General features: G+C 38.0%; 10 protein-coding genes. 2 read left to right on the top strand and 8 right to left on the bottom strand.

The window, feature by feature from the left end:
* Nucleotides 1-4 precede the first annotated feature (4 nt).
* Nucleotides 5-1519, bottom strand: a complete 1515-nt coding sequence (locus AC0L3W_RS07825; RefSeq protein WP_290039715.1) for a sodium:solute symporter family protein — start codon at nucleotides 1517-1519, stop codon at nucleotides 5-7.
* Nucleotides 1512-1757 carry a hypothetical protein gene (locus AC0L3W_RS07830; protein WP_290039716.1) on the bottom strand — a complete coding sequence of 82 codons (246 nt, stop codon included), beginning with the start codon at nucleotides 1755-1757 and terminating at the stop codon, nucleotides 1512-1514. The genes AC0L3W_RS07825 and AC0L3W_RS07830 overlap by 8 nt, the downstream gene beginning before the upstream one ends.
* A 198-nt stretch (nucleotides 1758-1955) precedes the next feature.
* Here AC0L3W_RS07830 and AC0L3W_RS07835 point away from each other — a divergent pair, with 198 nt between their 5' ends.
* Complete coding sequence (locus tag AC0L3W_RS07835) at nucleotides 1956-2846, top strand: LysR family transcriptional regulator (RefSeq protein ID WP_409439233.1); 891 nt, start codon at nucleotides 1956-1958, stop codon at nucleotides 2844-2846.
* Nucleotides 2847-2863: 17 nt separating this feature from the next.
* Here AC0L3W_RS07835 and AC0L3W_RS07840 read toward each other — a convergent pair whose 3' ends face one another.
* The 4 genes from AC0L3W_RS07840 to paeA all read right to left on the bottom strand — a co-directional run bounded on the left by AC0L3W_RS07840 (nucleotide 2864) and on the right by paeA (nucleotide 8506).
* Nucleotides 2864-3802 carry a LysR family transcriptional regulator gene (locus AC0L3W_RS07840; protein WP_290039718.1) on the bottom strand — a complete coding sequence of 313 codons (939 nt, stop codon included), beginning with the start codon at nucleotides 3800-3802 and terminating at the stop codon, nucleotides 2864-2866.
* A gap of 227 nt (nucleotides 3803-4029) precedes the next feature.
* On the bottom strand, nucleotides 4030-4995 hold the full coding sequence (speB, locus tag AC0L3W_RS07845) for an agmatinase (protein WP_409439232.1): 966 nt from the start codon (nucleotides 4993-4995) through the stop codon (nucleotides 4030-4032).
* A complete protein-coding gene (gene speA, locus AC0L3W_RS07850; RefSeq protein WP_409439231.1) occupies nucleotides 4996-6906 on the bottom strand; it encodes a biosynthetic arginine decarboxylase in 1911 nt (636 codons plus the stop codon). It lies immediately after the preceding gene.
* Nucleotides 6907-7228: 322 nt separating this feature from the next.
* Nucleotides 7229-8506 carry a polyamine export protein PaeA gene (gene paeA / locus AC0L3W_RS07855; RefSeq protein ID WP_409439230.1) on the bottom strand — a complete coding sequence of 426 codons (1278 nt, stop codon included), beginning with the start codon at nucleotides 8504-8506 and terminating at the stop codon, nucleotides 7229-7231.
* 1138 nt (nucleotides 8507-9644) lie between these two features.
* Between paeA and AC0L3W_RS07860 the strand changes: the two genes are divergently transcribed.
* Nucleotides 9645-10076, top strand: a complete 432-nt coding sequence (locus tag AC0L3W_RS07860; protein ID WP_290039722.1) for a hypothetical protein — start codon at nucleotides 9645-9647, stop codon at nucleotides 10074-10076.
* 66 nt (nucleotides 10077-10142) lie between these two features.
* Here AC0L3W_RS07860 and AC0L3W_RS07865 read toward each other — a convergent pair whose 3' ends face one another.
* Both AC0L3W_RS07865 and AC0L3W_RS07870 read right to left on the bottom strand, forming a co-directional pair.
* A complete protein-coding gene (locus AC0L3W_RS07865; protein ID WP_409439229.1) occupies nucleotides 10143-11192 on the bottom strand; it encodes a 3-oxoacyl-ACP synthase III family protein in 1050 nt (349 codons plus the stop codon).
* On the bottom strand, nucleotides 11183-11917 hold the full coding sequence (locus AC0L3W_RS07870) for a hypothetical protein (RefSeq protein WP_409439228.1): 735 nt from the start codon (nucleotides 11915-11917) through the stop codon (nucleotides 11183-11185). Before AC0L3W_RS07870 ends, AC0L3W_RS07865 begins: the two co-directional genes overlap by 10 nt.
* Nucleotides 11918-12032: the final 115 nt, after the last annotated feature.

Consider the following 12032-nt stretch of genomic DNA (forward strand, 5'->3'; position numbering starts at 1 on the left):
CTATTTATTTAGAGGCAATAGATCGTTTATTTTCATCTATGTTATTTTTCATATATTCATCAAACATATCGTGATAACCCGAAATCGAACGTTTCGATACTGACTGACTAAATTTACTTACTATTAACGTCACTAACACATTAACAATGAATGCAGAAAGGCCAGGCCCCAAAGGAATATCAGGTTTAATTATTGCAATTAATGCCATGATAAATGCGCCACTGATTAAACCGTAAAAAGCACCTGACTCGGTGATAAAGCGGAAATGCAACATCCCTAAAGCAGAAGGCACAAGTTGCAAGCCTAAACCAAATCCTAATGAAGCAATCGGAACAATCAACCCTGCACCACCAGGGGCAAGTGCTAATGCAAGTACTAATAGGGTTAAAGTTCCTACCACAAAACGAGTTAATTTTGTCACGCCTTTACTAGACATTGGCTTTTTACGCAAACTTCCAACCACATCCTCTGCAACAATACTTGCCGATGACAATAACTGGCTATTGATGGTGGAAATGGCTGCCGCTAAAATACCTGCTACTACAAATGCTCCTAGGATAGGCGCATATTCAGCAAAAATAAGTGGTAAAATGGTGTCACTGGTTTCTTTACTTACCCCAGGAACAATACCGGGAATCGCAGCAGCAGTGCCGATGACGAGCGGGATAATCGCCATCATCCAAGAGTTCCAAAATGGTGTCATCATTGCTACTTTCCCTAATACAGCGGGAGATGAAGCCGAATAAAACTTTTGCCACATGTGCGGTAATACCCAAGCACCAAAACCTAGGCCTAACCATATCTCAATCATTTTTAGTGGTTTACCTGAATTCACCATTAACTCTGGTTTGTAAGACATTACATTTTCGAACATTGAAAACCCACCAGCAAGATAAGCGATGTATAAAGCAGTACAAATAAGAATAGTGGCAAAGAAAAGCCCCATAAATGAGTCGGTCCAGGCGGTCCCTTTAAAACCAGCCCATAATACAATGATGCCCACCATTAATGAGGTAATGGTTACACCAACAACATAGGGTACTGCACCATTAGTCATAGTATCTAACGCTAACGCCCCACCACTGACTTGAATGAGCATCACAGGTACTAGTGCTAGAATACCAATAAGCGCCACAGTGGTCCGAAGGCGTTTACCTTGATAGTAATGTTCTACCATTTGCCCCGGTGTAATAAAGCTATATCGTTTACCTGCTAACCAAATTCTTGCTCCGAATAGCCAGATAAATATGCCATGAAAAATGGTCCAAACGGCAAAGCCTATAAACCAGATACCTTCCCGAAAGTAGGCACCGAATGAACCTAAAAGTGTCCAAGTAGAAAAATAAGTTGCCCCCATCGATAACAATAAAACGATAGTGCCAGTATTTCTCCCACCAATAACAAAGTCTTCAGAAGAACCTGCGCCAGTTCCTTTATCACTTTGCTTTGCTAAGAAAGAGATTAATAAAAAAGCACCTATAAAAATGCCCAGTAATACAATCGTAATCGAGTTATTCATCGTCTTTCCCCCAAGGCATCGGCTTTTCATTTAATTTATTAACAAATGGGATAAAATAAAGTGGGTACATAGCAAGTACACACAAGGTTAATATCACATTACAAATTAGAGTTAATGCCAACGGTTCTGGGATAAAGCCAATTAAATTTGGCGAATTAAAAAAGCCAAAATAAGGTAGCCAAGTTAAAACTAAGCAAACGCAGATAACTAGCCATAATAGTTTTCTCATTCTTTTCATAGTGTATTCTCCTAATACAGATATTTTAAAAGCTGTTCCTTTACTTCAATAATCTTTAACCTTTGTTATATTACGCTCACATTTTGCGTTTCACATATAACAATTTTGAGTACAACTCGTTGCCAAAAACCGCACACCATGAAAATTAATAGTGGTTGTTAAATAAACAGTTTTAAAGACAAAAGGATAGGGTAAATTATGCAGATATCTTCTTTTACGTACTTTCTCGCTGTCGCTGATACAGGCTCAGTACGCAAAGCAGCCACTAATTTACACGTCAGTGCATCAGCTATTAGCAGACAAATTAAAAACTTGGAATACAGTTTTAAATGTACTCTCTTTGAAAGGCGTATATCAGGGATGGTATTAACTGAAGAAGGAAAAATTATTGCTCAGCATATGCAACGCACTATGCGAGAAATGGAATTAGCTGAAGCAGAAGTTAATGAAATTAATGGTTTATTAAGTGGCAGTGTTTCATTTGCTTCCATAGAAGGTGTCATTAGCTCTTGGTTATTACCGGCAATGAATCGCTTTCAAAGTCAGCACCCTAATATCTATTTTGATGGGAGGATTTCCGCTTCAGAGGCTGTATATGATGCTGTTGCGAGTGATCAAGTGGACTTTGGGATTGCAATGCAAGATATTCCAAGAGTTGATATTGAGATCATTGAAAAATTTGCTACTGGTTTCAAGGTAGCTATGTCACCAAACCACTCACTCGCCAGCTTTAATTCCTTAACGTTACCGCAATTAACACCTCACCCATTGTCAATGTTGAATGATAATTTTCTTACTCGGCAATTACTTAATAGTATCGCTATTCAACGTCAATTAGATTTTACTATTACTTGTAATCTAGACCATATTGGCATGCTCAAAAGTTTTGTATTAGAAAGTAATGGTATAACTATACTCCCAGACTACGCAGTTACCGAAGAGATCCATAATGGCAATCTAGTTATCGCAGATATTAGTGAAAAAGAGATGCCTAAGAGCATTACAGTCTTATGTGTGAAAAAGGATCGAAGAATGACCAAAGCTGCCGAAAAATTTTTGAATATAATTAGACATGATATTACTAATTAGTAAAGGGCTAGTAAATCTTAAGTAAGGGTTCGCTCACTATCGTATAATGCTTTAAATAATGAGCGTATCCAGATACACATTGGGTCATCGTGAAAACGTTTATGCCAATATAAATAAACACAGTCAAAACCAATTTGTAACCCATCAGGTATATCACGGGTGATTAAACGATCATCGTGACAGGCAGCTTCAGCAAACGTAGCAGGTAAATAAAATATAATATCTGTTTCAGCGGCAATGCTCGGCGCGGAACTAAAATTACTTAATAGCACAGGTACTGACAATAAATTTTTGCTACTGCTTAAGCCCAATTCTTGAAACTTATGGTCAAAGGGCAATTTCTTCTCACCTTGCAAAGAGATTTGTCCGAAGTCACAGTTTACTAGTCGTTCCGGCGTTAACGGTTGATTTGCTAGAGGGTGTTGCTTATTCATCAACAATTTAAATGTCCTACTGGCAACCTTCATACGATAGATATTCTGCTCTGACGTTGACGGCTCATGAGCAGATAAAGAGAAATGCACATCACCCGCTATCAAAGCTTCAAAGTGGCGCTTTGGCGTAGAATCTAGGCTAACCACCATATTAGGAGCTAACTTTCTGACTTTAGCAATGACCTTAGGCATGAAGTCATTAAATTGTGGTTGCAGACCATAAAAGCGCACTTCACTGCTAATCGTAGCAAGATCAAATGACTGTTTATGCGCTAACTTTTCTAAGCTCGCAATCACCGTCATAATATCTGGCTTAATCGTTTCGGCCTTAGAGGTTAATTCATATCCATACTGCTTACGCACCAATAACTCATCATCAAAAAACACACGCATTTTTTGCAATGAACGGCTAACTGCAGATTGACTCATATTAAGCGCTAGTGCGGTGTTAGAAACATGTTTCTCTTCTAATAAATGTTTTAAAACATATAACAAATTCAAATCAATTTGAGCGAGGTTCATTGTCATCCTTTACATTAATCTTATTGATTATCACTATTATATCAACTTGTAACAGATAATAACTATCAATTAATATAGAAAGCCTTAGAAACTATCAATGTACGATATGTGGGGGATTTACTCTGAGAGATAAGAAAAGAGATGACCAGCTATTAGTCATATCTGTTACATCATATTGAGCTATTGTATTAGGCACAATATGATGCACAGATATCAGTTTAAACCACTTATTTAGCGGCTAATTTATTGGCAGTCCAAACATACAACAATTCCAACGCAATAGTCGCTGCAGCTAGGGCTGTAATATCACTTTGGTCGTACGCGGGAGAGACTTCCACCACGTCCATACCCACTAGATTAATACCTTGCAAAGCACGAATAATTTTTAATGCTTTATCCGAACTAATTCCGCCGCAAACAGGCGTTCCAGTACCCGGTGCAAATGCAGGATCTAAACAATCAATATCAAAGGTCAAGTAGACAGGCTTATTGCCTACTGTTGCTTTAATTTGTGCCACAATGTCATCGACACTACGGTCATTCGCTTCCATTGCATTAATCACATTAAAGCCGTGACCTTGCTGTTTGTATTCAGTGCGAATACCAATTTGCACTGATGAAGCAGGATCAATCAACCCCTCATTGGGTGCATGGTAAAACATAGTGCCATGGTCATAACAGCTACCATTATTATAAGTATCCGTATGAGCATCAAAATGAATCAAGGCCATTTCGCCATGTTGCTTTGCATAAGCGCGTAATAGAGGCAGAGTCACAAAATGATCACCGCCTAAACTCAATAGCATTTTACCACTGTTGAGAATTTGATCTGCTGCAGCTTCAAGACGTTGAGTCATATCCTCTGCATCACCACAATCAAATACTAAGTCACCCGCATCAATTACTTTAGTGTGATCAAACAGCTTAAATTGCCATGGAAACTTTTTACTTTCCCAGGCTAAATTTACCGATGCTCGACGCATAGCATCAGGGCCCATGCGTGCACCAGAACGCCCCGAAGTGGCCATATCAAATGGCACACCTAACACCACAACATCCGCCTCTGCCGGTATTGGATTCTTCACTAATGGACGACGCATAAAGGTCATCGCATTAGAATACAAAGAGAAGTCCTCTTTAGTAAATAAATCGTCAAAACCATGCTTAGGTGCAACTTGAGATACAGCTGACATCTAAAAACCCTCTAAATAAGTGTAACCCGCTAAACCTTGCTCTAGCTCGTCTAAAATACTTTGTTGCTCTTCAGGTGAAACACGAGAAGATGCTAATGCACGGTAATTATCACGAATAGCTTCCACATCGATATGTACATATTTCATCACATCTTCAACCGTGTCACCTTCATTCACCGACTCAATATCTAAACCACCCTGTTCATTCACATTTACGACCACACTGTGTGTGTCACCAAATAAATTATGCATATCGCCTAAAATCTCTTGGTATGCACCCACTAAGAAGAAGCCCATTAAATAAGGCTTATCCGCAGACCACGCAGGAACTGGTAACGTAGTTTCAATACCTTGACCATCAACATACTGATCAATAACACCATCAGAATCACAGGTAATATCCAATAATACTGCACGACGCTCACCTGCATTTTGCAAGTTAGACAGTGGTAAAATTGGGAATACTTGGTCAATCCCCCACGCATCTGGCACCGATTGGAATAGCGAGAAGTTAACAAAGAACTTGTCCGCTAAACGCTCATTTAAATCATCTAAAATAGGACGATGAAAACGATTTTTAGTGCTCATTTGCAAGCTTAATTCGTGATAAATACGTAAAGCAACTTGTTCGCCCCAAGCACGTTGTTGAAGATTAATCACACCCGTTGCAAATTGATTATGTACTTCCACAATGTCACTTTGTGTATCATTGTAGATCTCAATAAGTGCACGGTCATCACTACCACCAGATAATAAACTCCAGTTATTCCACATGTTTTGCAGCAACAATGAACCTTGTTCAACAGGTGCTTCAATGACTTCTGGTTTATAGGTTTCCGCGCCAATAACATTAGTAATTAACACTGCATGATGTGCAGTTAACGAACGACCAGACTCAGAAATAATCATTGGTTTTGGTTGCTCATAAAGGCTACATACATCGCTGATCGTAATCACGATATTACGCGCATACTCTGCTAAGCTATAGTTCATTGAGTTATGAGATTGACTACGTGTTCCGTCGTAATCTACCGCTAAACCGCCACCCACATCTAAGTAATCTAATGGCACGCCCATCGCACGTAATTCACAGTAAAAACGAGCCGCTTCACTAACGCCATTACGCACGTCACGAATATTCGCCATTTGCGAACCTAAATGGAAATGCACAAGCTGTAATGTATCTAATTGGTTTTCAGCTTTTAAACGCTCAACCACAGTTAACACCTGTGATGCAGCTAAGCCAAATTTAGACTTTTCACCACCACTTGATTGCCATTTACCTGCACCTTGTGACGCTAAACGAATACGTAAACCCATACGCGGTTTAACACCTAGCGCACGTGCCTCTTCTAGCACTAAATCTAACTCTGATAGTTTCTCTAAAACAATCAGAACCTTATGCCCTAGTTTTTCACCGATTAAGGCTAAACGAATGTATTCTCTGTCTTTGTAACCATTACATACAATCACTGAGCTCGCTTGATGTGCTAACGCTAATACCGCTAATAACTCAGGTTTACTACCAGCTTCCAAGCCGAGTTGTTTTTGTGCTAGCTTTGCTTGGCTCGCTAAGATCTCATCAACCACTTCTTTCTGTTGATTCACTTTAATTGGATAAACTAATAAATAGCTATTATCGTATTCAACTTCTTTGATTGCTTGGTTGAAAGCATCACAAATATTATGCACACGTTGATGCAAAATTTGTGGGAAACGCACTAATGCAGGCAGACTTAAATTGCGTGCTTCTAATTGCGCAGCAATGTCACTTAATGCGACTTGATGTTCACTATCACTGCGAGGTGATACATACACCTCACCTTGATCGTTAATGCCGTAAAAGCCTTGGCTCCAGTAGCGAACATTGTATTCAGCTCGGATGCGTTCCATATCAATTGAATGTTGCAAATTCGTATCTCACAAATAAGGTAGAAATAATGATGACCCAGAAAACTGAAGCCATCTGTTAACAAACCGTTTTATTGGCGCGGATTATTGGTGAAGAAAGCGAGGACGTCTAACTAATAATTTTATAGTTTTTAATCAAAAAAATTGTTTGATAGGTTGTGTATATACATTTTTATTGATTACGAAACATGAAAAAGGGAAATTAAACAAAAGAACAAACTCAAACACCAAGTAATATCGGTGTTTGAGTAAAATAAAGAACAGCCAATAAAGGCTTTTAACATGGCGAGTGTTTTGAATAGTTAATTAAGAATGATTAATCTTACTTAAGTTTTGTCACTAAAATTTGTTCAACACGTACCCCTTCAAGGTCAAGCACCTCAAATTTGTAGTCTTGATGGGTAAAGTGATCAGTACGTTTTGGTAATCGTTTCAAGGTATAAATCATAAACCCAGCGATGGTTTCGTATTGAGTCCGATCTGGAAAATCTTCAATAGATAAACAGCGCATCACATCATTAATAGGCGTTACCCCCTCAATTAACCAAGAAGATTCATCACGTTGTACTATTTGCTCTTCATCTTGATGCGTGATTAATTCCCCCATAAAGCTGCTTAACAAATCTTTAACCGTCACAATCCCCACCACAGTAGCGTATTCATTCACAATCACAGCAAAAGGCTGAGTTGCCACTTTGAACGCATTCAATGCCTCAGAAAGAGTTAACGTTTCAGGCAGATAGAAAAGATCTTTATCCACTTGTGTAGGGTGAATTTGTGCTAACTCTCCTTTTAACACTAAACGCAAAATCTCCTTCGATTCGATACTACCTTCAATATTATCTAAACCACCATTACATACTAAGAAGTCATTGTGTGGTTGTTCAATAATTTTCTGACTAATATCTTCGCTGCTATCATCTAAGTCAAAATAGATAATTTGATCACGAGGAGTCATCACACTGCCAATCGTGCGAACATCTAGGTCAAACACATTACCAATTAACTGATATTCCTGTTTTTGCAAACTACCATCTTCAGCACCCGCATCCATCATCGCGATAATATCTTCAGTGGTCACTAACTCAGTGCGTTCAGTTGGAATATGCAATAAACGTAGCATCATATTGGTCAAACCATTAAATAAAAATACCGCCGGCATCAATAGGAAAGTAATGCTGCGCATTAACGATACAATGCGAATTGCGACTGACTCAGGCATGATAATCGCTAATCGTTTAGGTAACAGATCAGCAAATAAAATAAACAGGGAGGTCAAACAAATAAAAGAGAGGATAAAACTGATTTGATTTAACAATCCGCCTTGATAAAACAGGCTAATCACCTGCTTAATATAAGGTGTTAAGGCTTGCTCACCAATAATCCCACCTAAGATGGAAATACCATTTAAAGCGATTTGCATCATCGCAAAAAAGTTACCTGGTTGCTGTTGTAACTCCAACACTTCTAAGGCTTTTGTATTGCCTTCATCAGCCATCACTCGCAGCTTTATCTTGCGTGCAGCAGCAATAGATATCTCTGACATAGCAAATACTGCGCCTGCTAATATTAATAAAACAATGCTCAACACATCACTCATTTTTACACCCTTTTATAGCAACAAATCAGCTCAAGGCGATTGTTACTGTATTAAAGGCTAACCCATTTAGCCGTAAAATCAGGCGCATTATAGTGTGAGTTTAGCATTCGACAACGCTTATTTTTTGAAAAGTAAGCGTTTGTTTTAAGTCGAAACTTAACCGACTGAATATAAAGAAATAAGTTTACATGAAGTGGCTATTTCTGAGTCTAAAAAGCAACGGACAACAACAAAAAGCACGTACTCTAACTACCGACTATAAAGGAGAATAAATGTCAGGTATTGTTATAACCAATTAACAAAGATAAAAAGCCCTCGAGAGCAATCAAAATCCTTCTAATTTTCCACATTACATCCACCATCAACCACATTGTAATCCGACTAAATTCATCAATATTCGATAACATGAAATGTAAGCCGATTAAGCAATAAGTTGAATAACCGTTGTAATCCATTTCACATAATCAACTCTTTAGATGATTGACTTCTGGGTATTTTAAAAGCAGTTAACATACTTTATTACCCCTCTTGGTGGAGGTAAATATACATCTCTACGATGCGCTCAATATCTTCACTTTGCTTTAAATACACACAATTTTTATTTGAAACTGCTACAACTAACACTGCATTCTTCATCTCAATTAGTTTATTATGTGCGCTGGTTTTTAAACTTTATAACAAAAATAATATTGTTAAAAACCTAGGTGAGTCGCATCAAGCGATACCTAAAGTGACATTAGGTAAATAGGCTGCTCAAATAGCATCGATTATTATAATAAAATAGCTGTTATTGAGCATAATATTTAATCAAAGGAAGGAAAATAGCTTGTCATACCGATAACATTAAAAAAGTGAATAGTATCCTGAATAGCAATGGCTAAACTAAAGGTAGAATTTGATGTAAATAGATCCCTTTTTGCACAATTAATTCCCCTTTAAATAAGTCACTTAAAGCAGGAGATAGGTCATTTAATTAATGAAATTAGTATTAGAACAGACTCATTATTTTTTAATAACAATAATAATAAAAATGATAGTTTTAAAGGTAGTCAATGCTGTTTAGTTAATGGTAACCCTACACTTTTCAACCAATATCACCTTTAAAAATTATCAGTCCTAAATTTTAAAAGGAAAAATAATGAAGTTTGCAAAAATTATAATGTTAAATTGTGCTTTTTTAACATTATCTGGATGTGTGGGTGGATTAACTGATAGACAAGAAAGAGAGTATGCCGCATTTGAAAACGATGGTGTATTAGTAGAAGAAAAAACACCTACTTTAGGTGCCTTACTAGGTGTATTACCTGGTGCTGGGTCCTTTTATACAGGCAACCCAGGACGCGGTATTACTAACCTGCTGCTATGGCCAATTTCTATTTTGTGGGAACCAGTCAATGGTTGGAATGGCGCCATGAAAATTAACTATGATATGACCGCTTATCGCCTCAAAAAGCAACATGAGGAAGAGCTGTTAATATTAGAGTTTCAATACAAAAACGGTGAAATAAATAACAACGAATACTTTTTTAAACTACAAAGATTAACGCAAAAGTACCAATACCAATATTAAGTTAAATAGTATGAACAATAAGGACAGAGTTTGTTAAATAAAGCTGACAAACTCTGCCTATTTACTCTAATGAGTATACACAAAGCCACCATAGAGGTACTTAGTTGCTTCAGCCCCTAATACAATCACTTTATCTCCCCTCTTCAACTTACCTGAATTGATCATTCTTGCTAAACTAACCCAAATAGCAGCAGAGCCTAAATTACCTAACACTTTGCCATCATTAATCACACCTTGTATGGGGACACCTAATTTTTTTGCGATCATGGTATCAATATGCCCATTAGCTTGATGTGGTAAAATATAATCAAAATCCTCTACCTGATAACCACGTGATAACACTGCCTGCAAACCAAGCTCAAACAGCTTTTCCCCGCTTTTTTTAACCGCTTCAGTATTATGGTGAAAGCGCGCCATTTCTCCTGCGCCAACCGTATTTGATCCACCATCTAAGTAAAAACCAGGTTCCTTACCGTGGCCAATTTGACCAATATACATATCACTAATACGTTGCTTTGATTGAGTTGCATGTTGCACTATCGCCGCGGCACAACCATCCCCCATTTGCATATAATTGACCAATTGAGAGGTACTAATAAAGTCTTTATTGATATCAAAATATACTGAGCCAGTTTCACAACCGACAATTGCTAAAGGCTTAGGCTCACTTAAGCTAAAGGCGCTAGCAATTTGTAAGGCATTAGCAAAACCAGTACAAGCTTGTCGTAGTTCCAAGTAAGGAGCATTCACCTCAAGTTTATCAGCAATCCATGAAGCATTAGGCGGAACTTGTGTATGTGGCGTGCAAGTATGACTTAATAAATAACCAAGATCAGAGGCAGATAGATTAGCTGACAAAAGAGCATTTGTTAAAGCTTCACTGCTCATATCAATACTTGATGGAATACAGGCACTCAGGGGGGTAGTTAAATCTCGTACCAAATGTCGCTTCTGAACCCCTAAGCGATTAGCAATGATTTCAGCCTTTCTTTTTACAGTTCGACCGCATAAGGTTTCAAGGGTATCAAACAAAGTTTTATTGGTTACTTGTTGAGGAGGCAATACTGCATTAATTGATAATAAATTAAGGTCATTCGGTGCAAAAGTTACTGCCATTTGGCCTCCAAAGCACTAAAGATACGTGCTAGATCTACGCCTAATGCTGAAAAATGCTGCTCTTGTGTTGCTAGTAGTTTGTGTAAACTCTGACTAACCACTGCTTGTTCTAACTTAAACATAGCAGATGTTGCTCCTAGCACTTGAGCATGATGTTTTGCTATATAAACGTGTTTAGCTTCATCTTTTTTAATCAAACCGCAAAGTATGGCAAAAGGATGAGAGCTGCCTAATAATGAATGCTCAAATTCATGCATAATTTGAGTAACACAAGCATCTAATACGGCAATTTTAATAAAATGCTGGCACCGCCACTCTCTCCTGCCTAACTTGGCATAAAACAATCTTGCTTGGCCTTGTATCTTTTTCTGTGTTGGCACAACCGGTAAATGTTCAAGTATCCATTGCAAGGCTTGATCATGACGAGACTCGTCTTGTTCTACCTCAATTAAGCTATTAATCATAACTTGGTTTTCAGCAGTTGATTGCGAAAATAAGCGCGTAATTTCTTGATTAAAAACTAACTGTGCAGATTGTTCACCACATAGCAATAACGGGATCAAATGAGCCAGGATGAATTGCTCCTCAGCAGACCAATCTGCAGCACAATTATCAGGGTTATTGATCCAGTCACTAATACGTTGGCCATTGGCGTTAGATGTTATCGGCACATGAGCTTGATGTGCATTAGGTAATAGAAAGCAACGCGACTGATTATGAGGCATACCACCCACCTTGCTGAATACAACAATCATCAACGGAAACTACTTGGGATTTCACAGAAACCAGTACATACACAGTCATATAAATGCTTTCTTTGTCATTCAAAGTCATCAGCTA

The sequence above is a fragment of the Psychromonas sp. KJ10-5 genome (genome assembly GCF_055808325.1).

Bases quoted from the DNA above. Each gene is read 5' to 3' on its own strand.
- AC0L3W_RS07825 (WP_290039715.1), bottom strand. From the start codon at position 1,519: ATGAATAACTCGATTACGATTGTATTACTGGGCATTTTTATAGGTGCT.
- AC0L3W_RS07830 (WP_290039716.1), bottom strand. From the start codon at position 1,757: ATGAAAAGAATGAGAAAACTATTATGGCTAGTTATCTGCGTTTGCTTA.
- AC0L3W_RS07835 (WP_409439233.1), top strand. From the start codon at position 1,956: ATGCAGATATCTTCTTTTACGTACTTTCTCGCTGTCGCTGATACAGGC.
- AC0L3W_RS07840 (WP_290039718.1), bottom strand. From the start codon at position 3,802: ATGAACCTCGCTCAAATTGATTTGAATTTGTTATATGTTTTAAAACAT.
- speB (WP_409439232.1), bottom strand. From the start codon at position 4,995: ATGTCAGCTGTATCTCAAGTTGCACCTAAGCATGGTTTTGACGATTTA.
- paeA (WP_409439230.1), bottom strand. From the start codon at position 8,506: ATGAGTGATGTGTTGAGCATTGTTTTATTAATATTAGCAGGCGCAGTA.
- AC0L3W_RS07860 (WP_290039722.1), top strand. From the start codon at position 9,645: ATGAAGTTTGCAAAAATTATAATGTTAAATTGTGCTTTTTTAACATTA.
- AC0L3W_RS07865 (WP_409439229.1), bottom strand. From the start codon at position 11,192: ATGGCAGTAACTTTTGCACCGAATGACCTTAATTTATTATCAATTAAT.
- AC0L3W_RS07870 (WP_409439228.1), bottom strand. From the start codon at position 11,917: ATGCCTCATAATCAGTCGCGTTGCTTTCTATTACCTAATGCACATCAA.